Annotated in this window: 23 protein-coding genes; 13 read left to right on the top strand and 10 right to left on the bottom strand. The window is 38.7% G+C overall.

The genetic code is table 11. The features are described 5' to 3' along the window. The first annotated feature begins 13 nt into the window (after positions 1 to 13). On the top strand, positions 14 to 994 hold the full coding sequence (locus PREBIDRAFT_RS03330) for an endonuclease/exonuclease/phosphatase family protein (protein WP_004337709.1): 981 nt from the start codon (positions 14 to 16) through the stop codon (positions 992 to 994). Here the strand turns inward: PREBIDRAFT_RS03330 and PREBIDRAFT_RS03325 are convergent. After that, entirely contained in the window at positions 987 to 1796 is an 810-nt protein-coding gene (locus PREBIDRAFT_RS03325) for a DUF4359 domain-containing protein (RefSeq protein ID WP_004337711.1), read from the bottom strand. The genes PREBIDRAFT_RS03330 and PREBIDRAFT_RS03325 overlap by 8 nt on opposite strands. Before the next feature lie 357 nt (positions 1797 to 2153). Here PREBIDRAFT_RS03325 and ffh point away from each other — a divergent pair, with 357 nt between their 5' ends. The 8 genes from ffh to PREBIDRAFT_RS03285 all read left to right on the top strand — a co-directional run bounded on the left by ffh (position 2154) and on the right by PREBIDRAFT_RS03285 (position 8770). Then, on the top strand, positions 2154 to 3515 hold the full coding sequence (gene ffh / locus PREBIDRAFT_RS03320; RefSeq protein ID WP_004337712.1) for a signal recognition particle protein: 1362 nt from the start codon (positions 2154 to 2156) through the stop codon (positions 3513 to 3515). A 23-nt stretch (positions 3516 to 3538) separates the two neighbouring features. Next, positions 3539 to 4423, top strand: a complete 885-nt coding sequence (folD, locus tag PREBIDRAFT_RS03315) for a bifunctional methylenetetrahydrofolate dehydrogenase/methenyltetrahydrofolate cyclohydrolase FolD (protein WP_004337714.1) — start codon at positions 3539 to 3541, stop codon at positions 4421 to 4423. A gap of 18 nt (positions 4424 to 4441) precedes the next feature. After that, the gene (locus tag PREBIDRAFT_RS03310) at positions 4442 to 4621 is read left to right on the top strand and encodes a tetratricopeptide repeat protein (RefSeq protein ID WP_004337715.1); all 180 of its coding nucleotides are present in this window, start codon (positions 4442 to 4444) and stop codon (positions 4619 to 4621) included. A gap of 12 nt (positions 4622 to 4633) precedes the next feature. Then, on the top strand, positions 4634 to 4867 hold the full coding sequence (locus PREBIDRAFT_RS03305) for a 4Fe-4S dicluster domain-containing protein (RefSeq protein WP_036863003.1): 234 nt from the start codon (positions 4634 to 4636) through the stop codon (positions 4865 to 4867). Between the two features lie 2 nt (positions 4868 to 4869). Next, positions 4870 to 5958, top strand: a complete 1089-nt coding sequence (locus PREBIDRAFT_RS03300) for a 3-methyl-2-oxobutanoate dehydrogenase subunit VorB (protein WP_004337719.1) — start codon at positions 4870 to 4872, stop codon at positions 5956 to 5958. A gap of 8 nt (positions 5959 to 5966) precedes the next feature. Beyond that, positions 5967 to 6734, top strand: a complete 768-nt coding sequence (locus PREBIDRAFT_RS03295) for a thiamine pyrophosphate-dependent enzyme (RefSeq protein WP_004337720.1) — start codon at positions 5967 to 5969, stop codon at positions 6732 to 6734. Positions 6735 to 6818: 84 nt separating this feature from the next. Further along, positions 6819 to 7361 (top strand): 2-oxoacid:acceptor oxidoreductase family protein, encoded by a 543-nt coding sequence (locus tag PREBIDRAFT_RS03290; protein WP_004337722.1) that lies wholly within the window; start codon positions 6819 to 6821, stop codon positions 7359 to 7361. A gap of 296 nt (positions 7362 to 7657) precedes the next feature. Beyond that, a complete protein-coding gene (locus tag PREBIDRAFT_RS03285; protein WP_036875444.1) occupies positions 7658 to 8770 on the top strand; it encodes an OmpA family protein in 1113 nt (370 codons plus the stop codon). A 338-nt stretch (positions 8771 to 9108) separates the two neighbouring features. Here the strand turns inward: PREBIDRAFT_RS03285 and tnpC are convergent, their stop codons facing one another. The 5 genes from tnpC to rfbA form a co-directional block, all read right to left on the bottom strand. Continuing rightward, on the bottom strand, positions 9109 to 10533 hold the full coding sequence (gene tnpC, locus PREBIDRAFT_RS03280; RefSeq protein ID WP_244864321.1) for an IS66 family transposase: 1425 nt from the start codon (positions 10531 to 10533) through the stop codon (positions 9109 to 9111). 149 nt (positions 10534 to 10682) lie between these two features. Then, positions 10683 to 11090: an IS66 family insertion sequence element accessory protein TnpB gene (gene tnpB / locus PREBIDRAFT_RS03275; RefSeq protein WP_004339191.1), complete on the bottom strand. Its 408-nt coding sequence runs from the start codon at positions 11088 to 11090 to the stop codon at positions 10683 to 10685. Positions 11091 to 11339: 249 nt separating this feature from the next. Then, positions 11340 to 11765: a BT0820 family HAD-type phosphatase gene (locus PREBIDRAFT_RS03270; RefSeq protein WP_004336528.1), complete on the bottom strand. Its 426-nt coding sequence runs from the start codon at positions 11763 to 11765 to the stop codon at positions 11340 to 11342. A 6-nt stretch (positions 11766 to 11771) separates the two neighbouring features. Beyond that, entirely contained in the window at positions 11772 to 14270 is a 2499-nt protein-coding gene (locus PREBIDRAFT_RS03265) for a GumC family protein (protein WP_004336527.1), read from the bottom strand. Positions 14271 to 14304: 34 nt separating this feature from the next. Continuing rightward, positions 14305 to 15183: a glucose-1-phosphate thymidylyltransferase RfbA gene (gene rfbA, locus PREBIDRAFT_RS03260; RefSeq protein WP_004336526.1), complete on the bottom strand. Its 879-nt coding sequence runs from the start codon at positions 15181 to 15183 to the stop codon at positions 14305 to 14307. Positions 15184 to 15473: 290 nt separating this feature from the next. Between rfbA and PREBIDRAFT_RS03255 the strand changes: the two genes are divergently transcribed. From PREBIDRAFT_RS03255 to rny, 4 genes are all read left to right on the top strand, one after another. After that, complete coding sequence (locus PREBIDRAFT_RS03255) at positions 15474 to 16106, top strand: hypothetical protein (protein ID WP_004336525.1); 633 nt, start codon at positions 15474 to 15476, stop codon at positions 16104 to 16106. A 65-nt stretch (positions 16107 to 16171) separates the two neighbouring features. Next, positions 16172 to 16465, top strand: coding sequence for a hypothetical protein (locus tag PREBIDRAFT_RS03250; protein WP_004336524.1), 294 nt, complete (start codon positions 16172 to 16174; stop codon positions 16463 to 16465). An 18-nt stretch (positions 16466 to 16483) separates the two neighbouring features. After that, on the top strand, positions 16484 to 16774 hold the full coding sequence (locus tag PREBIDRAFT_RS03245) for a cell division protein ZapA (protein ID WP_004336523.1): 291 nt from the start codon (positions 16484 to 16486) through the stop codon (positions 16772 to 16774). 37 nt (positions 16775 to 16811) lie between these two features. Beyond that, complete coding sequence (gene rny / locus PREBIDRAFT_RS03240; RefSeq protein WP_004336522.1) at positions 16812 to 18353, top strand: ribonuclease Y; 1542 nt, start codon at positions 16812 to 16814, stop codon at positions 18351 to 18353. A 150-nt stretch (positions 18354 to 18503) separates the two neighbouring features. Here the strand turns inward: rny and PREBIDRAFT_RS03235 are convergent, their stop codons facing one another. From PREBIDRAFT_RS03235 to PREBIDRAFT_RS03220, 4 genes are all read right to left on the bottom strand, one after another. Then, entirely contained in the window at positions 18504 to 19679 is a 1176-nt protein-coding gene (locus PREBIDRAFT_RS03235; protein WP_004336521.1) for an ABC transporter permease, read from the bottom strand. A gap of 4 nt (positions 19680 to 19683) precedes the next feature. After that, entirely contained in the window at positions 19684 to 20856 is a 1173-nt protein-coding gene (locus PREBIDRAFT_RS03230) for an ABC transporter permease (RefSeq protein ID WP_004336520.1), read from the bottom strand. A 7-nt stretch (positions 20857 to 20863) separates the two neighbouring features. Further along, positions 20864 to 21847 carry an HlyD family secretion protein gene (locus PREBIDRAFT_RS03225; protein WP_004336519.1) on the bottom strand — a complete coding sequence of 328 codons (984 nt, stop codon included), beginning with the start codon at positions 21845 to 21847 and terminating at the stop codon, positions 20864 to 20866. Between the two features lie 63 nt (positions 21848 to 21910). Beyond that, positions 21911 to 23407, bottom strand: a complete 1497-nt coding sequence (locus tag PREBIDRAFT_RS03220) for a TolC family protein (protein ID WP_004336518.1) — start codon at positions 23405 to 23407, stop codon at positions 21911 to 21913. Positions 23408 to 23559 lie beyond the last annotated feature (152 nt).

Genomic DNA, 23559 nt, shown 5'->3' with positions numbered 1-23559 from the left:
AATATGGGGATAAATGAAACTTCTTTTATACATACTGTTATACCTACTCTTCCCGCTGGGCGGTATTGCTCAAACACGGTTTACTATTGTAGAGTTGAACACGGAAAATATGTTTGACGTGCGGCATGATACTTTGAAGCACGATGAAGAGTTTTTACCCGATGGCTTGCGCCATTGGAGTAAGGCTAAATATTGGGAAAAACTTAACAATATAGGAAAAACCATTCTCTCGTGCGGAAAGGATAGCACAAGATGGTCAGTACCTGACGTGGTGGGCTTGTGTGAAGTGGAAAACGATACTGTATTGTTCGATCTTACCAAACGTTCGCTACTTAGAAAAGCACGCTATGAATATGTAATGACGCAGTCGGCCGATGAGCGTGGCATAGATGTAGCTTTGCTTTATTCCCCTTTCTCCTTTCGATTGCTGAAGGCGGATACCATTCGCATAATTCCTATGAAAGGTATGAAGCCCACGCGCGACATCTTGCATGTAATGGGGGAGATACCTAGCAGCGACACGCTACATGTGTTTTTGGTACATGCGCCAAGCAGGTCGGGTGGGGAATTACAGACGCGCCCATACAGGTTGCATATAGCAAAGCAATTAGCATGCTCCATAGATTCCATTAAAGCTATAGATGTTCATGCTAAGATGTTGATAATGGGCGACTTTAATGACTATTCCGATTCGCCTTCTTTACAGAAACTCTATGTACATAATATGCTAGATGTTTCAGCCAACGCACAAGGCACACATGGTGCGAAAGCCACTTATCGTTATCAAGGCGAGTGGGGTAGCTTGGATCATATCTTAGTGTCGGGCAACTTGCTCTCTAACGTTAAGGACTGCTATATCAATGATGCACCTTTCCTTTTAGAGCCTGATACGAAATACGGCGGTGTTAAGCCACGTCGCAATTATAATGGTATGCGTTATAATCATGGCTTCAGCGATCATTTGCCGTTGGTACTAAAGTTAGTGTTTAAATAGAATTGATCAAGCCTTTGATCGTTTGTTTTATTTTATCATCGGTTTGAATATCTGTTTCGCCTTGGACGCGCTTGCTAATCTCTTGTTCTATATCTTGCTTATCTATCGTAAAAACATGGGTTAGAATGCCTACTGAAATGATCTTTTCCTGCCCATCAATATTGATTTTACCAATAGAGCAAATACCGTAGTTATCTACCTGTAGTAAGTGATCAATAGACGACTGAATGGTTCTTTCTATAGTCGACAATAGCATTGTAGCAAAGGCTTGCCCAATATCGCCAAAGCTAGAAGTCTTATCTATCTGGTTTGTAGCATCGTTCATGGTTTGCGTTACCACATTCGCTAATGCTTGTTTATGGTCGTCCTTGGTAGGGCAAGTGAAGCATAGCAGTAGGATCATAACTACAAGTACCACGAGCGAGATAAGACACCCGTGCGTTTGCTTCTTTTTAGGAGCATTATAAGGGGCTTCGTATGCGCTACTCCTGTTGCTTTTATATACGGGCTTAGCTTTCACAAAAGGGACTTCTTCTTGGATAGCTTCTGCTTCTATTGTTTGTAAAGGTTCTCCTATGAACTGTTGGCTAGTAGTATCCTCTGTACTACTACTTTCTCTTGCTGTGTTTTCGGCTATTGTAGCTTCGAGAAGAGGGCGTAATTCTTCAACTTGCCAAGCTGGTATCCACGTTTCGCCATTGGTAGGCATTACTAGTGTGGTAGTATCAAGGTTGCGCTCTTTTAGTTCGTTGAGTGTGTAAGGTCCTCGCTTTTCGTTTTTAATGCTTATGTAGTATTCCATTTTTCTTTGCTTTTTTGCTTGCAAATTTATTAATTTTTTGGCAGTTGCTATGAGGTTTTTGCTTATTTATTGACTTACGTATCAAATATCAAAACGTTTTTGGGATAGTACGCTGTTTTCTTATTTTACATAAAAAGTACCTTAACTTTGTAATGAGAGTTGCTAGTGCAGGCGAATTTATGCCACTAAAGCTGATTAAAGAGAAATATTTAGAGCTGCTATAGACTGTGTACGTATTTCAATCATGGTATAGAATTAAAATATATAAAAAAGGTGGGAATGTATTTGAATTTTGCTTCTGTTTTTATTATCTTTGCGAATATATTTTCGAAATAAATAAGTATACTTTTAAAAACAATGTTTGAAAATCTAAGTGACCGTCTTGAACGCTCGTTTAAAATCCTTAAAGGTGAAGGTAAAATTACAGAGATAAATGTAGCAGAAACATTAAAGGATGTGCGCAGAGCACTACTTGATGCCGATGTGAACTATAAAGTAGCAAAGTCGTTTACAGATACCGTAAAAACTAAAGCACTTGGAATGAATGTGCTTACGGCTGTGAAGCCTGGACAGTTGATGGTGAAGTTGGTACACGACGAGCTGGCAGATTTGATGGGTGGAGAGGCTGTAGGCTTAAAGCTTACAAGTCGTCCTGCTATTATTTTGATGAGTGGCTTGCAAGGTTCGGGTAAGACAACTTTTACAGGTAAACTTGCAAACATGCTCAAAGCTAAGGAGCATAAGACCCCATTGCTTGTGGCATGTGATGTTTATCGTCCAGCAGCTATTGAGCAGTTGAAAGTAGTGGGTGAGCAGGTGAATGTACCTGTATATAGCGAACCTGAAAATAAAAATGTGAATGAGATCGCTACTCATGCGATAGCAGAAGCAAAGGCTAAGGGGAATGATGTTGTAATCATTGATACGGCTGGTCGTTTGGCTATTGATGAGGACATGATGAACGAGATAGAAAGCTTGAAAAATCATGTTAATCCTGATGAAACCTTGTTTGTTGTTGACTCAATGACAGGTCAGGATGCAGTAAATACAGCAAAGGAATTTAATGATCGCTTAGACTTTAATGGTGTTGTTCTTACCAAGCTTGATGGTGATACTCGTGGTGGTGCTGCGCTCTCTATTAGAACAGTCGTAACAAAGCCTATCAAGTTTATCGGAACAGGCGAAAAGATGGAGGCTATAGATGTGTTCCATCCTGAGCGTATGGCTGACCGTATTTTGGGTATGGGAGATGTTGTTTCGCTTGTTGAACGTGCGCAAGAGCAGTTTGATGAGGAAGAAGCAAAACGCTTGCAAAAGAAGATACAAAAGAATAAGTTCGACTTTAACGACTTCTACAACCAGATACAACAGATTAAGAAGATGGGTAACTTGAAAGACTTAGCTGCTATGATTCCTGGGGTAGGTAAAGCAATTAGAGACGTTGATATAGATGATAATGCATTTAAAGGCATTGAAGCCATTATACAGAGTATGACTCCTAAAGAGCGTACCAACCCTGAAATATTAAACAATGTGCGTAAACAGCGTATTGCAAAGGGGTCGGGTACGAATCTTCAAGAGGTGAACCGCTTAGTAAAACAGTTTGACCAGACTCGTAAAATGATGAAGATGGTCACTGGATCGAAAATGGCTGGCATGATGAGTAAGATGAAAGACTTAAAGAATATGCCTAATATGCCAAATATGCCTAAACTATAAATCTTTAAATAAAATATAACTATATGGGATATCAATTGATCGATGGCAAGGCTACAGCTACCGCCATTAAACAACAAATTGCCGAGGAGGTGAAAGGCATCTTATCCAAAGGTGGTAAGCAGCCTCATTTGGCAGCAGTCCTTGTAGGACATGATGGAGGTAGTGAGACTTATGTTAAAAACAAGGTGCTCGCATGTGAACAATGTGGATTTAAATCTACTTTAATTCGATTTGAAGCAGATGTAACCGAAGAGGAGCTTCTAGCTTGTGTCGGTCAGTTGAATAAGGACAATGATGTCGATGGCTTTATTGTTCAGTTGCCTTTACCAAAGCATATTGATGAGCAAAAGATCATTATGGCTATCGACTATCGCAAAGATGTAGATGGGTTTCATCCTATCAATGTGGGTAGAATGGCAATAGGTCTCCCATGTTTTATTTCAGCAACACCATTGGGTATCCTCACATTACTACAACATTACAATATTCCTACTTCTGGAAAGAAGTGTGTGATATTGGGCAGAAGTAATATTGTGGGTAAGCCAATGGCACAGCTTATGATACAGAAACATTTAGGTGATGCTACCGTTACGGTGTGTCATTCACGTTCAAAAACATTAAAGGAGGAATGTCGAGAGGCAGATATTATTATTGCTGCTATCGGTGTTCCTAATTTTGTAACAGAAGATATGGTGAAGGAGGGTGCAGTAGTAATTGATGTGGGTACAACAAGAGTGCCTGATGCTACGGCAAAGAATGGATTTAAACTAACAGGTGATGTTAAGTTTGATGAGGTTGCACCTCATTGTTCTTACATTACTCCAGTGCCTGGTGGAGTAGGTCCGATGACAATTTGCTCTCTAATGAAAAACACTTTATCGGCTGGAAAGAAAGAATTTTATCAATAAAAAAACACGAGCGAACTTATGACAGCAGAAGAATATTATCAGCAAGGCAATGATTACCGAAGACGTGGTGATTGGCAAAACGCAATGAATAGCTATATGGAAGCTATTGAGTTGGATCCTAAATCGCCAGCGGTGGAGGCTAAGCAAATGTTGGAAGATATGTTCAACTTCTATAATAAGGACGCTTATAATCCTTAAATTTTAAAAACAATGAGCAAGATGAAAGGTGCTATCGTAATCGATACTGACCGCTGTAAAGGTTGTCAGCTCTGTCTTGTGGCTTGTCCTAAAGATGTCATTGCGGTAGTTAAGAAAAAAGTGAATGCGCATGGTTATGCATACATGGTTTCGGAGAGGCCAGATGATTGCATAGGTTGCACAACGTGTGCTGTGGTGTGTCCAGATGGTTGTATCACAGTTTATAGAAAAAAAGTGGAGGAATAATTATGGCAGAAAAAGAAATTAAATTGATGAAGGGTAATGAAGCCATTGCACATGCTGCCATAAGATGTGGTGCTGATGCGTATTTCGGCTATCCTATTACCCCACAAAGTGAAGTTATTGAGACACTTGCAGCTTTAAAGCCTTGGGAAACAACTGGTATGGTTGTATTGCAAGCTGAGAGCGAAGTGGCTTCTATTAATATGGTATATGGTGGTGCAGGTGCAGGTAAGCGTGTGCTAACATCATCATCATCGCCAGGTATTGCTTTGATGCAAGAGGGTATTAGCTATTTGGCTGGTGCTGAGCTTCCTGGTGTTTTTGTGAATGTTATGCGCGGTGGTCCTGGTCTAGGTACTATTCAGCCAAGTCAGAGCGATTATTTCCAAGCAACTCGTGGTGGTGGTAATGGCGACTATTATGTTATCGTGTTAGCTCCTAACTCTGTGCAGGAAATGGCAGACTTTGTTGACTTAGCATTCGAACTTGCATTTAAGTATCGCAACCCTGCTATGATATTGTCTGATGGTGTAATCGGTCAGATGATGGAAAAAGTAGTTTTGCCTCCTATAAAGCCTCGTCGTACAGAGGAAGAAGTAATAAAGGAGTGTCCATGGGCTACATTTGGTAAAGCTAAGGGGCGTACTCCTAACATCATTACTTCTTTGGAACTGAAGCCAGAGGTAATGGAAGTTAGAAACATTCATCTTCAGAATAAATACAAAGAAATTCAAGAAAATGAATGTCGCTATGAAACTTATAATTGCGAAGATGCTGATTACATCATCGTAAGTTTTGGTAGTGCTGCACGTATTGGTGAGAAAGCTATGAGCATTGCTCGTAAGCAAGGTATTAAGGTAGGATTGTTCCGTCCTATTACATTGTGGCCTTTCCCAACTAAGCAATTGGTGGAAGTAGCTAAGAATGCTAAGGGTATTCTTGTGAATGAAATCAATGCTGGTCAGATGGTAGAGGATGTACGTTTAGCAATTAATGGTGCTATCCCAGTGGAACACTTTGGACGTCTTGGCGGTATTGTACCAGATCCAGAAGAAGTAGTAGCAGCACTAAAAGAAAAGTTGATTAAAGAATAGGAGGTATTATGGCTGAAAATATTATTGCACCAGAGAACTTGGTGTATAAGAAACCAACATTGATGAACAATGAAACTATGCATTATTGTCCAGGTTGTTCACATGGTGTTGTACATAAATTGGTAGCAGAAGTTATTGAGGAAATGGGTATGGCAGAGAAAACTATTGGTGTTTCACCTGTAGGTTGTGCTGTATTTGCTTATAGATACTTAGATATTGATTGGCAGGAGGCTCCTCATGGTCGTGCTCCTGCGTTGGCTACAGGTATTAAGCGTGTATGGCCAGATCGCTTGGTATTTACCTATCAAGGTGATGGCGACTTAGCTTGTATTGGTACAGCAGAAACTATTCACGCTTTGAATCGTGGTGAAAATATCACGATTATCTTTATTAACAATGCTATTTATGGTATGACAGGTGGTCAGATGGCACCAACAACTTTGATTGGTCAGAAGACTGCAACATGTCCTTATGGGCGTGATCCTGAAATCCATGGATACCCATTGAATATGACACAAATTGCTAGTCAGCTAGAAGGAACTTGTTATGTTTCACGTCAAAGCGTAGATAACATGGCTTCTATCAATAAGGCTAAGAAGGCTATTCGTAAAGCATTCGAGGCTAGTATGCAAGGAAAAGGTAGTTCATTAGTAGAGATTGTTTCTACATGTAATAGTGGATGGAAACTTTCTCCAGCTAAGGCTAACGAATGGATGCGCGAGAATATGTTCCCTAAGTATGTAAAAGGCGACCTTAAAGATACAACAGGTCTTTAATATTATTAGAAGAATGGAATCCATTTATAATTTTACTATAGATGGTGATATTCTTAATATACAAAAGATTAAAAAAGAAAAAATATGAAGACTGAAATCATAATAAGTGGATTTGGAGGACAGGGTGTTTTATCCATGGGTAAAATTCTTGCTTATTCAGGTCTGATGGAAGGTAAAGAAGTTACTTGGATGCCAGCTTATGGGCCAGAGCAACGTGGCGGTACTGCCAATGTTACTGTTATTGTAAGCGACCAACGTATTTCTTCTCCAATTTTAAGTAAATATGATGTGGCTATTGTTCTCAATCAGCCATCACTAGATAAGTTTGAAGAAAAAGTTAAACCAGGTGGTATTCTCATTTATGAGGGCAATGGTATTATTAATCCACCAAAACGTACTGATATTCAAATTTATCGTATAAACGCAGTGGAGAAAGCTGCAGAGTTGAAAAACTCAAAAGTTTTCAATATGATAGTTCTTGGTGGCTTACTTGGGGTTTGCCCAGTGGTAAGCAATGACGGACTACAGAAAGCTCTATATAAAACTCTTCCAGAGCGCCATCATGGATTAATTCCATTGAATATGGAGGCTGTAGAAGCAGGAAAGAGTATTATGAAGAAGCAATAAACTAGATTTTTTATAACTCTCTAATTTGTTGAAGGACCTTAAGCTGTGAAGCTATGAGGTCCTTTTTATGTATATGTATAATACGTGATTTGTATATATATAATGTAACTATACGTGTGTATGAATGTGAATATTTTACGTTTTTTTTATTCTATAATTCCTTATAATATGGCATTTTTAGCGGATATACATAAACTTTTGTTATAATAATTTGGCTGTCTCATTAATTTTTTATTCCTTTGTGGAATATTTTAAATAGGCAAACAAATTATAAATATAAATTAATTCAGAGAAACATGAAAAAATTAAGTTTAATGTTAGCTGCTTTATCTATGGCAGCTTCAGTTTCTGCACAGACTGTAGCAGAAAGTAAAACTTTTGACAACTGGTACATTGGTATCAATGGTGGTGTTGCTACCAAGACAACACAGAATAGCTGGTTGAAGAATTTGAACCCAAATGCAGGTCTTCGCATTGGTCGTTATTTCACTCCAGTATTTGGCTTGGCTTTAGAAAGCAATGCATACTTCTCAAACAAGCCATTTGAATCTAATGGTACTGTTGTTCGTTTTATCAATACATCATTGTTAGGTACAACAAACTTGACTAACTGGATTGCAGGCTACAAGGGTGAGCCACGTGCTTTTGAAGTGAGTGCAGTTTATGGTCTTGGTTGGGGTCATACTTTTAATAGTCATAAGCTAGCTAATTCTAATGTAGCAACATCTAAACTCGCACTTGACTTTGCATTTAACTTTGGCAAAAATAAAGAGTGGCAAGTATACATTGAACCATCAATTGTTTATGCGTTAAATGGTTCTGTAGATAGCTACAAAGGTTGGAATGAAGTAACAGTAGGTACGACTAAGATTAGTACCCCAGCATCTACACCTTTCTATGGTAATGAGAAGGTTCAGTACAATATCAACCGCTCTATGGTTCAGTTGAATGCTGGTTTGATCTACAAGTTTAAGAACTCTAACGGTACTCACAACTTTACTATCGTAACTCCACGTGATCAGGCTGAGATCGATGCTTTGAACGCACAGATTAACGAACTACGTAACCGTAAGCCAGAAGTTATCACTAAGGAGATTGTTAAGGAAGTTCCTGCTGTTAAGGAATTCACAGTATCTGACTTAGTATTCGTAACATTCGCTCAGGGCAAGTCTATTTTGACTAAGGAAGCTAAGGCTGCTCTCGGTAACATCAAGGAAGGTGTACACGTACAGGTTGTTGGTACAGCTTCTCCAGAAGGTTCAGCAGAAATTAACCAAAAGATTTCTCAAAATCGTGCTAATGTTGTTGCTGATTACCTACGTGGTCGTGGTGTTATCGTTGATGAAGCAACAGGTAAGGGCGTACAGGGTACAACTTCTAACCGTCTTGCTGTAGTTTACGTTAAGTAAATTAAGATATACCAAGCAAAAATCTGTAATAAGTAATTATTACATTAAAAATAAAGTCCTCAGTGCTCGTTGCATTGAGGACTTTTTATTTACCTTTTTTTCTTTTTATTGCTTCTATATGAAAAACTTGTTTTTATATTCGTGTCTTGTTTGCTAATAGGCAATGAGGACTGTCCGCTAAAACGCTCTCATACTTTAGTTATTAACCACTCTAACTCTGAGGAGAAAGATGAAAATAGTAGGAAAAAAGCTGGGATAATATGTAAGCATCCAATATTAGCCGACTTTCACACCAACAAATAACCCTTATACGTCTGGCAGCATATAAGGGTTATTTGTTATTTGAAGTTTGAAGGTAGCATTTTCGTGAGTTCCTCCTCCGTCATATCGGGCAGGGGCTTTGAAAGGATTTCCTTCATCCATTTGTATGGCTCTATGTCTGCTTCCCTGCAACATGCCATGAAGGTATAGAAGATGGCGTTGTTCTCCGCTCCCTCATTGTTACCACAGAACAGGTAGTTCTTTCTTCCAAGCGTGATGGGCCTAATGGCCTGTTCCATAAGGTTGTTGTCTATGTTGAAGCGTCCGTCCTGCACATACCTACCTATGCGTATCCATACGGCGAAGGCATAACGCAGCGCCTTCTCCATAGCTTCGCCTGGGGTGTACTGTTTGTGTACATCCAACATATAGGTCTCCAAATACTTAAGAATGGGGTAAGCTTTAGCCTTTCGTTCTGTCTCCACTTCCTCGGGTGGTGCTTTCTTGTGTTTGAGGTTTTCCTCCAACTCATAAAGCGTGGCTATCGTTTCGATGATATGGGCGGCGTTCTTATCGTCAGTCGCCAGATGTTCGAACTTACGTCTCACATGTGCCATACATCCTAACAGCACGATGCCCTGAACGTTCTCAAACCTGCTGTAGACCTCATACCCATCAGACTGTATGGCACCCTGGTAGCCCTTGAAGAGTTCATTTGCCACAGCGCCCGACCGCGCCCCGTCCTTCCAATGGAAGAACACACCCTGGGAGTGCATGGCGTCACGCACGCCCCACAGGTATCCCTTGCGCGTCTTTCCCTTGCGGTCGGCAACCTGCACGCTGGTCTCGTCAACCTGAAGGTAAGAACTTTGCAGGATCTGTCTTACTTGAAGTTTGTAAAGTGGATAAAGTGCATCGGCGGCATTGTGAACCCAGCTGTTGACGGTTGAGGTGGGGATGTTCACGCCCAGTTCCTTCCATCTTTCACATTGCCTATACTCGGGCTGGTGATAGGCGAACTTGGCGGTGATGATTTCGGCGAGCAGGGAAGCGTCGGCAAAACAATCCACTGCTTGCTTTTTCAAGGGGGCGTTCAGGATGTCGACCTTCGCATCCGTTGGCCGGGCTTCCTTTAGGCGGCAGATGACACGATCTTCTACCCTGACATAAAAGGATGAGGGACGCAGACACAGATGCTCACTTCTGTCATGTCCGATGATAGCCATGCGCTCAGCATCATAATCCTCTGGGTATATCTCCGTCACCTGTCGCTCTATGTTCTCGGGAACATAGGAGGCGTAGGCCGTACCCTTTCTGGAAGGGCGGCTCACACGGCGTGATGACCTGCGTTGTCCGGACTGCTGTTTTATCTCCTTGATGATGGGAAGGGCTTCTACCCGAGCCAGAGAACCCTCTTTGGCCCACTGCTCGTCAAAAAGCGTACCCGTCCAGTCGCTTGCACTCTCAGGCAGGCGTTTCTCGCTGCGCCTGCCAAATACCATGCGCTCAAGTTCAAGAATACGACGGGACTTTTGTTCCAGCTCAGCATCCTTAACCTTAAGCTCAGCATCCCTTTGCTCAAGAAGTTTAACAACAGCTTCCCGAGTGAGAGAATGGTAGTCAGATGTCATTGTGCAATAAGGCATATCCATTACATTATCAGTTCTTTATACAATGTAAAGGTGCGAAAAATATCTGACACTGGCAAGAAAATACTAAGATTTGTTGTATCTTTTCTTCGGTAGCAATTAGGATTTATACCTTCAATATAGAGTACCAGTTCGTCCCAGCGAAGTTCATAAAATCCAGTTCTCGCCCGTATGATTTTAGGACTCAGGCAACCCTGTACCATCTGTTTATGATAGACGACAAAACCACAGCGTTCCCAGTGCAGCAATTTGATTCGGTTACGGGATCGATTGTAGAAAACGTAGACAACACCATCAGAAGGATTGAAGTCATTGCTACGTACCAATTGGGACAGGCGAAGAATACCCTGACGCATATCCACAGGAGTGCAACAAGCCCGAAAAACATTTGTTTCGTTGAGTACAAACATAAGTTTTTCGGGCAAAGGTAGTAAAGCAAGAATGCTACACAAAGGCGGCTAATATTGGATGCTTACGATAATATCTCTGCTAACAGGAGCGTAGGATAGTATCTATAAAAGAGACTGGTGCTATATGATTTCCAAGAACAAAGCTATAAAAAAGGGTTCGGTGTTAAAACCAAACCCTTTTAGGTGCTATTTAAAGTCCAACAAGTAGAGTAATATAGCTTATCTTTCTACTTATACTTTATTGCTTTTTTATAATTGCCACCAATGTTTTTTCTTTGGTGTATTGTAATTCTGAATGTTCAATGGCGACATTTGTCTAGTTGCCCAAGTCTCATGATTTTTAATCATGTGATAGATAGTTCCCCAATCAGGTAATCCTCCAAAATTTCTGTCATCTATAAACAGGTCAGCCTTTAGTTTACGAGAGAAATGATTATTATTATGCTGCTCTTCTTCTGGATAATCCTTATTAACAGCATAAAACTCTACACCTCTTTCACGACACCAATCTACAGCCTCTTGCAATAGTTCCCCCTCTCTTACTGTCCACAAGATAAGGCGATGTCCATCTTTAATTAGTTCCTTAAGCGTTTCGGTAGCGAAAGGAATTTCGCTACCGATTTTAGGATATTTATGTTCTACAACTGTTCCATCAAAATCTATTGCTATGACCATAAAATGTTATTTTTTAATAGAATCATCGTTCTTATTACTGTAATGGCTATTACTATAGTTTCCATAGCTACCATAGTTTCCATAGCTACTATATTGTTTAGAACCATATTTCCCATAACGCCCATACTTACCGTAACCATATTCGTAGCCATACTTTTTCTTAGAAAAGTCTATGCCATTAAGAACAAGCGATATCTTTGGTAATTTTTTATTTTCAGCAAATTCGTTGATCATACCAAAGGTAGACTTAGGAGTATAGTCGGCACGACATAGGTAAACCGTAGCATTCGCAACGCGTGCGATTTGTAACGTGTCGGTAACCAAGCCTACAGGAGCAGTATCAATGATGATATAATCATATTTCTCTTTTAAAATATTAAATATATCATCAAGAGATTGACGTGCAGTAAGCTCTGCTGGGTTAGGAGGAACTGGTCCTGACATCAAAAGTTCAAGGTTTCCATGTACGCCAGAAGGTAAAATTTGTGCTTCTATATCTTCGCGAGTAGGATCATGCTTAACCAACAAATTGGTTATACCATGTTTGTGATCATTAATATTGAATAGTTCTGCCAAACGTGGTCGGCGAATATCAAGCCCTACTAAGATGACTTTTTTACCAAGTAAAGCAAAGCTCATCGCAAGGTTTGAAGCTATGAAAGTTTTACCTTCGCCAGAAGTAGAAGAAGTAAAGAGAATAACTTTTTCACCTTCTTGTAGCATGAATTGTAAGTTCGTGCGCATAGAACGGAAAATCTCTTCCATCTGATTATTCTGATTTTCATGTACAACGATATTAGCTTTACCCTTTGCTTTGTTGCTTGCAACTGCAACATCAGCAAGGATAGGCAAACGTGTAAGCTTAGTAACATCCTCATGTCCTTCAATTTTATAGCGTAATAGGCTAATTAAGAATAGCACGAGAGCAGGTATCAGTAGACCTATCAAAGCGGCACTAGCTAATATCATAGATGCTTGTGGACTAACTTGCCCAACAAGCTCTGGGTCATCAAGCAACTTACCCTTATCGGCTGTTGCTGCAAGAGAAATGTTATTCTCTTCACGTTTTTGTAGCAGCATAAGGTAAAGTCCTGATTTCACTTCTTGTTGTCTACCTATCTGGGTTAGATCTTTCTCCTGTTTTGGAGCTTCAGCTACCGCATCGCTATATTTATTATATTGACTAGCAAGTGCGTCTCTTTGAATTAAAAGACTTCTCTTAGCAGCATTAATAGCATCTTTTATGTTTCTATTTAGACTTCTGATTTGATCAGTTAATGGCTGAACTACAGGAGAACTTTCAGACGCACTTCTCAATAAACGGTTGCGTTCTAGTACTAACTCATTATAGCGATCGATTAATTTTGTTGAGCTTTCATCTTGTAAACCTACATTTGAGGGTATTACCTGAGTAAGGTTTCTAGATGATTTTTCTATTTCAGAAGAAATTGTGTTAAACAATTCTATCTGTGTTTGAAGATCAACTAATTTTTCTTCCGATGCATTTTGATTTTCAAAAGATTTGGCTGAACTAGCTTCAAGTGCTATCATACCATTCTCTTGCTTATATTGTTGTAGTTCTCCCTCTGTTTTTCCAAGTTCTGCATTTATTTTACCTAAGCGCTCATTGATAAACTTTTCTGTGCGAAGTGCAATAGCATTCTTGTCCTCATTAGCTTGTAGATTATACTCAAAAATTAATTGCTTTAGGTAATCTATAGAGCGTTGAGGGATTGCATCGGTAATTTGGAGTTGAGCAATAGAGGACGCTTTTGCATCTTGAGCTACTTGTAAAACTCTAGTATATTGAGCCGCTGCACTCTTAGGAGAATTTACTATTACCATCTCAAATTGACCATCTCTTAATCCCTGTCCATTATTATTTGCAGTAAGGGTAATATTACCAGCTTGAGTAGCAATAGTGGTTGGTAGGCTAGCTACCTTTTTTGTAATAGTATAGGGTCCTTTGTAGGCGTTTTCATCGATTGGTACATAGTATGAACCAGTTACCTCATAGTAATTTCCTATACGCTTAATAGTTAAAGAAATAGGTGCATTCAATTTCTCTAAATGTGCCGAATCTACATCTACAGTAATAGGTTGATTCTTATAGAAACTAAGTTCTTTTATTCTACCTTCTATGGTATAGGTAGTGTATAGTTTTAAACGCCTAACAGCTGCTGTTGCTAGTGATCGTGAGGTTAGGATTTCCATTTCATTGTCCAAACCGTTGGAGTTTGAGATAGTTCCTAAGTTACTTGTATATTTTATAGATGAACTTCTGTTATTATCAGCATCCTTTACAAGCAATTTTGCTGTTATTTGATACGTAGGAGTGGCATATCGTAAAAAGACTTTGGCTAGTCCTATGCAAATAATAAGCGACAAAATGAACCAATACCAATTTAAGACTATTGTTTTATAAATAGCCTGAAAATTGATAAAGCTTTGTTCTTCTTGCGCGCTATAATCGCTTTTACGGTCAATGGCATTATTCTCTTCCATGTTTTCTATTGATTTCTTTCAGTGTTTATTCTATTTATTTCTCGTTAGCTAAGCGAATAAGATACTTTCCATATTCGTTTTTTGCCATAGGCTCAGCCTCTTTAAGAAGATGTTCTTTTGTTATCCAGCCTTTTTTATATGCAATCTCTTCTAAACATGCTATCTTGAGTCCCTGTCGTTTCTCTATACATTCTATAAAGGTGCTAGCTTCTGACAAACTATCATGTGTTCCTGTATCAAGCCATGCAAAACCTCTTTGTAATGTTTGTACCATCAAAGAATTCTTTGCCAGATATTCTTGATTTACAGTTGTTATTTCAAGCTCTCCACGCGCGGATGGCTTAATATGCTTAGCTATTTCCACTACACTGTTAGGATAAAAATATAATCCTACTACAGCGTAATTGCTCTTTGGATGTTCAGGCTTTTCTTCAATGCTTAAACAGTTACCATCTTTATCAAACTCTGCAACACCATATCTTTCAGGGTCATTTACATAATATCCAAAGACTGTTGCTTTATTATTTTCTTCAACTCGTTTAACACTTTGACGCAGTAATTGACTGAAACCTGCTCCATAGAATATGTTATCTCCAAGCACTAAGCAAACACTATCATCGCCTATGAACTTCTCGCCAATGATAAAAGCTTGCGCTAAACCATCAGGAGAGGGTTGTTCTGCATATTGGAAGTTGACTCCATACGCACTACCATCTCCTAGCAAGCGTTTAAAGCCAGGTAAATCATATGGTGTAGATATGATTAAAATGTCCTTAATTCCTGCTAGCATCAAAACTGATACAGGATAATAAATCATTGGCTTGTCAAAAATTGGGATAAGCTGCTTGCTTATACCCTTGGTAATAGGGTAGAGACGAGTGCCTGATCCCCCTGCTAAAACGATACCTTTCATATCTTTTCTCTTACTTTGATGTTTGTCTTAAAGATGTTTTTAAAAGAGGTTAAGTACTACTTCCCTAGAACAGGTCAATGGAAAAGCATTTACGGTTATTACAAAACCTCTTAAAAGGGTTCTTAATATAGTATATATATGTTCGCAAAGGTAATAAAATAATATCTGAAATAAAAGATTATGAAAGAAAAAAAAGGTCGCTTCTATAATTTATTGCTCGAAATTATTAACTTTGCATACAGAATGTTGTTTTAAAATAATATTATTGTTAATAAACTTATATACAAAAAATGGGATTTTTTTCTAAACTCTTTAATAAAAATGAAGAAGGCTCACAAGGTGTTGGTGGTATGGAAGACTACATGACCCTCGTTCGAGTATATTTTCAAGCATCATTAGCAAGTCATCTAGGTATTACCAATTTAGCAATGTTGCCAGACTTGAGAACTTATAAGCAAACCTTTCATATCCCTACCGTGAATAATAAGTTGGGAGTAGGTGAGAAAGCAAGCGTTAGTAAGACTATGAAAAATATTTATCAATTGGATGATAATTTCTTTTCTGAAATTGATAAAAGTATAAAGAAAAACTGTAAGAAGATCCAAGATATTCAAACTTATCTTATACAATTTCAAGGTTATACGCAAGAATTAATGATGCTTATAGGCAACCTTATGAAATTTAAGTTGCGCGTTCCTGGTTTTTTCAAGAAGGTGATTTATTCAATGACAGCAAAGACTGTAAATGACATTTTTGAGAAAAATGATTATTCTGACCCTGGTGTTATTAAATCGGTTTTAGCTGTACGCCAGTATAATAAACGCTTGGGCTTCTCACAGAAGTGGACTACTGACTTTATTCATCAGATCGTTCTTTTGGCAAAGAAAGAACCTAAAGCTGCTGAAGAAAATAAGCCTAAATAAATATATCTGAATAATTTGCTTAAATTAAAACTTTAATGTAACTTTGTCGTCAAAAAGATATAGGTATGAATGCAAATGAGAAGATCTTGAATACGTTTGCTACTAGGGTACGCCAACTAATCCTCCAATATTCATCAGTGAAGAAAGAGAATAGTGAATTGTACGCTATGGTTGATGAGCGTGATCAAGAAATATTAAAATTGCAAAAGCAATTAGCTCAAGCGCAATCTGATTATCAATCTTTGAAATTGGCGCGGATGATAGAAGTTTCTGATGGCGACATGGAAGTTGCGCAAAAGCGTGTGGCAAAATTGATTAGAGATGTCAACAAGTGTATTACGTTATTGAGTGAAAAGTGATAAGAAAGAAGATAAGCTATGGAAGGTAATAAGTTACATATTCGATTACATGTTTATGATACAGAGCTTTCTGTAAATTGCCCACGAGAAGATGAGGAATATTATCGTTCTGCTGCTAAGCTTATTACAGAAACAGTTAATACATACTCTATTCACTTTAAAGGAAAAAAGTCGGATAAAGAGATCCTTTATATGGCAATGCTTGATGTTGCATTGCAGCTAAAGCAAAATGAGGTAAGAAACGATACTGCACCTTATACTGACTTATTGAACAAGCTTATGCCAGAAATAGAAGAGACACTTACGTAAATAAAAAAGAAAACTATATAATATAAAAACATTATAAATGAGTCCAATAGTAATTACTATTATAGCTATAATCTGTCTTATTGCAGGTTGTGTAGGAGGTTTTGCTTTCTTTAGATATATTCTAACGGGAAAGTATAAAGAAACCCTTGAAAAAGCAGAGAAAGATGCAGAAGTTCTCAAAGAGAAAAAATTGTTAGAGGTTAAGGAAAAGTTTCTTAATAAGAAATGCGAGTTAGAAGCTGAAGTTCAGCAACGTAATCAGAAGATACAGCAGAACGAAAATCGCCTAAAGCAACGTGAGATTTCTTTAAATCAGCGTCAAGAAGATTTAAGTCGTCGCAAACAAGAAGTTGAACAACAGCAACTTCGTATCGATAACGAAAAGAAACTACTTCAAGTAAAGCAGCAAGACCTTGAAAAGATGCAAGGTTTAGAACGTGCTAAGCTAGAAGAACTTTCTGGTTTGAGTGCAGAAGAAGCCAAGGGACGATTAATTGAGAGTTTGAAAGATCAAGCTAAGTTAGATGCAGCTTCATACATTAATGAAATTGTAGACGAAGCTAAGCTTAATGCTAACCAGCAAGCTAAGAAAATTGTTGTGCAAACCATCCAACGTATTGCAACAGAAACTGCTATAGAGAATTCTGTTAGTGTGTTTCACATTGATAATGACGAGGTGAAGGGGCGTATAATTGGTCGTGAAGGTCGTAATATTCGTGCGTTGGAAGCTGCTACAGGTGTTGAAATTGTTGTTGATGACACTCCAGAAGCTATCGTTATTTCTGCTTTCGATCCTGTTCGTCGTGAGATTTGCCGTTTAGCTCTTCACCAGTTGGTTTCTGATGGTCGTATCCACCCAGCTCGTATAGAGGAGGTTGTTGCTAAAGTGAAGAAGCAGCTTGATAATGAAATTATTGAAACAGGTAAACGTACTGCCATTGACCTTGGTATTCACGGTCTTCATCCAGAGCTTATTCGTATCATAGGTAAGATGAAGTATCGTTCTTCTTACGGTCAAAACCTTTTACAGCATGCTCGTGAAACAGCTAATCTCTGTGCTGTAATGGCTAGCGAGCTAGGTTTAAATCCTAAGAAGGCTAAACGTGCAGGTTTGCTTCATGATATAGGTAAGGTTCCAGATGAAGAAACCGAATTGCCTCATGCGCTTTATGGTGGCAAGATTGCAGAGAAATATAAGGAGAAACCTGATGTATGCAATGCTATCGCTGCCCACCATGATGAAATAGAGATGACGACTTTACTTGCTCCTATTGTTCAGGTATGTGATGCCATTTCTGGTGCTCGTCCTGGTGCTCGTCGTGAAATAGTAGAGGCATATATCAAGCGTTTGAACGATCTTGAGGCCATAGCAATGAGCTATCCTGGTGTTACTAAGACCTATGCTATTCAGGCAGGTCGAGAACTTCGCGTTATCGTTGGTGCCGATAAGATAGACGATCTTGATAGCGAGAAGTTAAGTTCTGAGATCGCAGAGAAGATACAAAACGAAATGACTTATCCTGGACAAGTTAAGATCACTGTTATTCGTGAGACTCGTTCGGTAGCTTATGCAAAATAATCGTTAATACGATTTTTATTTCCAAACACCATAGAAGAGGAGTACTTATAAAAAGTGCTTCTCTTTTTCTATTTTAATATCGCACTTTTTACCTTAGAAAAAGTGCGTTTTAGAGTATCTTTACGGGGTGTATTTTATTGCTCCTCCAAATTACTTTCTATACCCATTCAGCATTTTATAATGGCAGATAAGCACGATAAAGAAGTAGGCAAATGTCTGAATCCATAGGTATCTGCAATAGGGGAGAACATCATTAAGAGAGCCACCTAATGCTGCTAATGTGAGATAGCCACGAATACCAAAAGTAGATGGGATTAGCCAACTAACACCTTGCCAGAATCCAGGAATATTACTTAATGGCCAACTTACCCCCGACATAAAAAGAAAAGGAATAGATGTAAAAACAATAATAAGCATTACGTTCTCTCTTAAACGAACGAAAAGAGATATGATCATGGCGAAGAAAATAGCTGCTAGTAAATAAGGCACTAGTAAGCAAATGAGTGGTAACGGTTCTGCCAACATCGTAAAGCCAAAAAAATGAGGTACAGCTATAGTTATATAGGATGCTAAAACAGTAAAAATGGTGAAATAAGCTACAGTCTTTGCCGAGATCAGTGTATATACGCCACCTATTGATTGACCAATTTTTAGATAGGCTTTATCCTTTTTTTCACTCATTGTTCCTGCTGATAAACCAATGCCCAGCATCAAAGTTTGTTGTAAGATCAATATTAAAACACCTGGTAAGATAGCATTTCCATAGCCCTCTGTGGTATTATAAATAGACTTTTCTTCTACATGTATAGGTTCTGTATTTAATTCTTCATCCCATTCAGTAAAACTGAAGGTCTTCGGCTTTTGGATGCTTTTATTCTGTTCAAGCGATACACTTAGTGCCGATTGGTAGATAGCTTTATACGTAAGCATTAAACTCATATCGCAATAAATGCTGATAGTACTTTGCCCTCCTCTATTAAGCTTCTTATCATAATCTTGTGGAAAGTATAACACACCTCTTACGACTTGCTTTCCTATTAATGCCTTTGCTTCTTCTAGATTATTGCAATAATAAGTGGCTTCTACCGTTGGAGAAGCATTAAAAGCACGCACAAATTCTTGTGATGATTTGCTATGTGCCATATCAACTACAGCCACAGGAACATCTCTTACCACCTCATTATTATAAATCCAAGAGTAGAGTAGAGGATACCCCAATGGTACTAAGAATACAAACATTAATATACCTTCATCGGTAAAGATAAACTTAAACTCTTTAGCAAGTAAGCGAAAGAATAAATCTATGGTTTTGATAATTGTCCTCATGGTATTATGGTATATATACGAAGCTCTTCATAGCTCGTTTAATATTGAATACTACAAGAAGTGGTAAGCTAGCGAAGATTACCAGCATCATCACATTATACCATATATTGCTAATAGGGTATCCATTAAAGATGCTAACTTGATAAATCATCCAATAATGGCGTAAAGGAACTGTTTGTGCCACACCTTGTATGAATGGATCCATACTAAAGAGTGGAAAGGTAGCTCCACAAGCAGAGAAACCTATAACCGCCCATAGTGAACAGATACTCATTGCCATGCGTAAGGATGGGATTAACCCAAATATGAACACCCCAAAGCCCATAGATGATACAACAGTCAATACGACCAAACAGAAAATTCTTAACCCTCCACCTGCATGAGGGAAACACAGATAGCTATAAATGTACCATTCAAAGCCAAAAAATAATATAAGGAAAACTAAAAAAAGTGGCAATAGTTTTCCTATTAATGCTACTATAATATTATCGTGCGCTAGACGTAACCATACTTTAGATTTTTCAAACTTCAATTCCTTTCCTATAGTATATACCGTTAGAAGAAGCATAAATAGGATCAAAATGCCAGGTATCATAATTGCACTTAGGTAAACATTATAATTCATCCAAGGGTTTTGTATCATATGTACATCTAGTGCTATGGGCTGTAAAAAAGTTCTTATCTCATCTGGAGTTTTTCCTAGCATTGAAAGTTTTCCTGCCCCTACAGCTGCTGAGATCAAAGTCGTTATAGTCTTTAAGTCCTTGAAAGTCATACCACCAGCTACAAGCGTTACACTACTATAATAAAACGAAATGGTGGGTTGTCGTTTTGCGAGAAGTTCTTCGGTAGTACCTTTGGGAATCAATAAATAAGCATATACCTCCCCTCGTTGCACTGCTTCTCGTGCTATTGTTGTGTTAGCATAGTAAGATGCTATCTTCGTTCCTTGAAACGCATCGAGTTTCATGAGCATCTTTTGTGTGGTAGGTGTTCGGTCATTATCAACAACTCCGATGGGTAATTGTCCTGGTTGTCCCTCATACATCAGCGAAGTAAAGAAACTTATAGTTAGCAATGGAAAGATGATGGCACATACAAAGTAGATGGGATTTCTATACATAAATCCCATTTCTCTAACCGAAATTCTCCATATGCTACGAATGATCTGCCTCATCCTTTGTTTATTTCATAATTAACGACATACCTTTTAGTAATCCCTTCACCTTCGTGGTTGGTTTTGCCTTTACCTCAAAGGTTTTTAAATCATACTGACCATTTGTCTTTGTAGCTTTCCATACGGCGTATGCTCCTTCATCTTTCATAGAAGTAACCACCATCGTTATTTCCCTATTGAGTGCAGGAACAAAAGCTCTAAAGGTAGTCCCTATCTTCATTCCTTCAAGCTGATCTTCACGTATATTAAATGTACCCGAAATGTCATTGGTAAGCAAAATACTCATAATAGGGCTTCCAAAGCCAACCAATTCCCCCTCTTTAGGATAAATTTCAGATACCTCACCGTCTGCTGTAGCCCGCTGAACAGTCTCTTTCAAGATCGATTTTACTACATCTATAGCCGATTTAGCTGCTTGTGCTTGTTTCTTTGCAGCTTCCTTTGCTTGATTTCTTGCACCTTTTTTAAGAAGTTCCCAATTCGATTTTGCTACCTCTACACCAGCTTTTGTTGTTTCAAAAGCTGCTAGTGCCTCGTCTTTCTTTTGGGCACTCATTACCCCTTCATCATATAAACGCTGCATACGGTTATAAGTTTTTTCTGCTATATTTCTAGCTGCAATAGTTTGCTGATATACCTGATAGGCTGCATCTACAGCCTCCTTACGAGTTGGAGCTGCGGTTAGTTCGCTTAAAGCATCGGTAGCACCAGCAGCAGCCTCGGCAACTTTTTCTTGAGCATTTGCCTCAGGAATAGCCAAAATGGCTAGTATATCGCCCTTATGAACGAAGTCGCCTTCCTTTACCTTAATGCTTGTAATACGTCCAGGAAGCTTACATGCTACACGATATTCGCCCACTTCTACCTCACCTTGAATAACCTCTTTAGGCTTACTCATCGTAAAATGACCTATTAATCCAGCCGTTACCACTACAGCTGCAAAACTTAATACCGCTAAGAATATATTTCTTTTTTGTGATTTAGCACTCATTTTTTTATTATTTAATTCTGAAAAAAGTTAGCCATCGGCTCATTCTCTCTCAATTCTTATTTTTCAATTATCAATTGTTCCCAACGCTTTTTGTAAGCCTGTTTGAGCCAATCTTACCGCAATTTCAGCATCCACAATAGCCGTTTTTGCTGTTTGCCATACCGTTTGAGCCGTCATAATATCGGTAACAGTCATAACACCCTCCTTAAAGCCGATGTTAGCACATCGAAGGTTTTCCTCTGCAGCTTGCATATTTTTTTGTGCAGTAGCAAGTTGTTTTTGGGCATCCTTTAAGCGGAAGCGGTTTTGATGAATCTCTAGGTTTATCTTTTGTTGAGCGTCTTGAAGCTCTAAAGTAGCAATACTTGTTGCCGTTTTAGCAGCTCTTACCTTGTATTTACCTTCTCCCCAATTCCATATAGGAACATGTACGGCTATGCCAATATTCCATAGGTCAGAAAACTTATTTTGAAATCCATTAAAGAGATTTGGGTTCATTACCGAATATCCACCTGTTAGGAGTACATGAGGTAGATATAGCGAACGTACAAGTTTTGTGTTCTGCTTACTTAGGTCAATTGCGCTTTGCAATAATCTTAACTCGGGGCGACGTTCACGTATCACAGAGTCCGACGAGTTCACTTCGTCTATATTCTCAAGGAGAACGATTGTCTGTGCTTGTTCATCTTGTAATTTTAGTTCAGGATTTAGATCAATACCACACAGTTCGCAAAGAGCCATTTTCGCAATCGATTCACCACTTTGTATCTTTGAAATCTGCAAGTCTGCCATATTTACAGCCACAGCTACTTTTAGTCCATCTGCTCTTGTTGCCACACCCGCATTGATCATTTTCTGCACATCATCGCTTAGCTTTTTAGCTAAATCTCGATAGCTTGTGGCAAGCATCTCTTTCTTTTTCAGTGAAACAGCAAGCCAGTAAGCATTATCAACCGCATATAAAACCACTTGACGTTTTAGTGCCATCGTATTATCAGCTACTGTTTCTCCTATCGCTGCTATGTCATTAGCTGCTTTGATAGCCCCCCCCATATAAATAGGTTGTGAAAATAAAATTCCAGCGCTATATACATCTTTTGTATCGGATCTAAAAGCCTCTTTTATCTCATTACCTATATTATTACCAGCCTGAGCAAGTGGAGTAGTAAGATTACCTAATACCTGCCCTAGCCGCTGAGCTGTGTTTGCAGATATTATACCTTGTTTTGCCAGTGAAGTAAGATTGTTCCCTATGGCTGTGCCTAATCCTCCAAACGCATTAGTGCCAAGGTTTGATAGTAGGTTCTTCTGATCTTTATTTAAGAGGGAAATTTCTCTTGAAAAATGTTCATAGCCTGCTAATCCGCTCACTCGTGGCAAATATTTTGCCTTTGCCACCTTATGTGTATTCTCAGCAATTTCTTTTGCAAACTGTGAAATTTGTAGTTGTTTATTATTTTGTAATGCTAGTCTACGACATTCTGTTAGGGACATCGTGCTTTGAGCTGATGCCCCTATAAAAGTCCCTCCTAGCATTATGAACACTATTAACTTACTCATTTATACATACTTCTTTATCGCCATCAAAGGTAATGATCTTTGCTCTCAAGACAAAATAAAAACTATAGTTATACGTTTATTTCTGTTAATATCTGTAATTTTCGAGAGATTTAGACCATTGTACAGAAAAAAAGAGTTATTTTTGCCCATTA

This window comes from Prevotella bivia DSM 20514, from assembly GCF_000262545.1.
Taxonomy (GTDB): domain Bacteria; phylum Bacteroidota; class Bacteroidia; order Bacteroidales; family Bacteroidaceae; genus Prevotella; species Prevotella bivia.
This window is presented reverse-complemented; position numbering and strand designations above follow the sequence as displayed.

Excerpts from the sequence above, each read along its gene's own strand:
- PREBIDRAFT_RS03230 (WP_004336520.1), bottom strand. The coding sequence starts at position 20,856 with ATGAGGCAGATCATTCGTAGCATATGGAGAATTTCGGTTAGAGAAATG.
- rfbA (WP_004336526.1), bottom strand. The coding sequence starts at position 15,183 with ATGAAAGGTATCGTTTTAGCAGGGGGATCAGGCACTCGTCTCTACCCT.
- PREBIDRAFT_RS03305 (WP_036863003.1), top strand. The coding sequence starts at position 4,634 with ATGAGCAAGATGAAAGGTGCTATCGTAATCGATACTGACCGCTGTAAA.
- PREBIDRAFT_RS03310 (WP_004337715.1), top strand. The coding sequence starts at position 4,442 with ATGACAGCAGAAGAATATTATCAGCAAGGCAATGATTACCGAAGACGT.
- PREBIDRAFT_RS03255 (WP_004336525.1), top strand. The coding sequence starts at position 15,474 with ATGGGATTTTTTTCTAAACTCTTTAATAAAAATGAAGAAGGCTCACAA.
- PREBIDRAFT_RS03235 (WP_004336521.1), bottom strand. The coding sequence starts at position 19,679 with ATGAGGACAATTATCAAAACCATAGATTTATTCTTTCGCTTACTTGCT.
- PREBIDRAFT_RS03220 (WP_004336518.1), bottom strand. The coding sequence starts at position 23,407 with ATGAGTAAGTTAATAGTGTTCATAATGCTAGGAGGGACTTTTATAGGG.
- PREBIDRAFT_RS03285 (WP_036875444.1), top strand. The coding sequence starts at position 7,658 with ATGAAAAAATTAAGTTTAATGTTAGCTGCTTTATCTATGGCAGCTTCA.
- folD (WP_004337714.1), top strand. The coding sequence starts at position 3,539 with ATGGGATATCAATTGATCGATGGCAAGGCTACAGCTACCGCCATTAAA.
- PREBIDRAFT_RS03295 (WP_004337720.1), top strand. The coding sequence starts at position 5,967 with ATGGCTGAAAATATTATTGCACCAGAGAACTTGGTGTATAAGAAACCA.
- PREBIDRAFT_RS03265 (WP_004336527.1), bottom strand. The coding sequence starts at position 14,270 with ATGGAAGAGAATAATGCCATTGACCGTAAAAGCGATTATAGCGCGCAA.
- PREBIDRAFT_RS03270 (WP_004336528.1), bottom strand. The coding sequence starts at position 11,765 with ATGGTCATAGCAATAGATTTTGATGGAACAGTTGTAGAACATAAATAT.
- rny (WP_004336522.1), top strand. The coding sequence starts at position 16,812 with ATGAGTCCAATAGTAATTACTATTATAGCTATAATCTGTCTTATTGCA.
- PREBIDRAFT_RS03290 (WP_004337722.1), top strand. The coding sequence starts at position 6,819 with ATGAAGACTGAAATCATAATAAGTGGATTTGGAGGACAGGGTGTTTTA.
- tnpB (WP_004339191.1), bottom strand. The coding sequence starts at position 11,090 with ATGTTTGTACTCAACGAAACAAATGTTTTTCGGGCTTGTTGCACTCCT.
- PREBIDRAFT_RS03225 (WP_004336519.1), bottom strand. The coding sequence starts at position 21,847 with ATGAGTGCTAAATCACAAAAAAGAAATATATTCTTAGCGGTATTAAGT.
- PREBIDRAFT_RS03325 (WP_004337711.1), bottom strand. The coding sequence starts at position 1,796 with ATGGAATACTACATAAGCATTAAAAACGAAAAGCGAGGACCTTACACA.
- tnpC (WP_244864321.1), bottom strand. The coding sequence starts at position 10,533 with ATGGTATTTGGCAGGCGCAGCGAGAAACGCCTGCCTGAGAGTGCAAGC.
- PREBIDRAFT_RS03245 (WP_004336523.1), top strand. The coding sequence starts at position 16,484 with ATGGAAGGTAATAAGTTACATATTCGATTACATGTTTATGATACAGAG.
- PREBIDRAFT_RS03330 (WP_004337709.1), top strand. The coding sequence starts at position 14 with ATGAAACTTCTTTTATACATACTGTTATACCTACTCTTCCCGCTGGGC.
- ffh (WP_004337712.1), top strand. The coding sequence starts at position 2,154 with ATGTTTGAAAATCTAAGTGACCGTCTTGAACGCTCGTTTAAAATCCTT.
- PREBIDRAFT_RS03250 (WP_004336524.1), top strand. The coding sequence starts at position 16,172 with ATGAATGCAAATGAGAAGATCTTGAATACGTTTGCTACTAGGGTACGC.
- PREBIDRAFT_RS03300 (WP_004337719.1), top strand. The coding sequence starts at position 4,870 with ATGGCAGAAAAAGAAATTAAATTGATGAAGGGTAATGAAGCCATTGCA.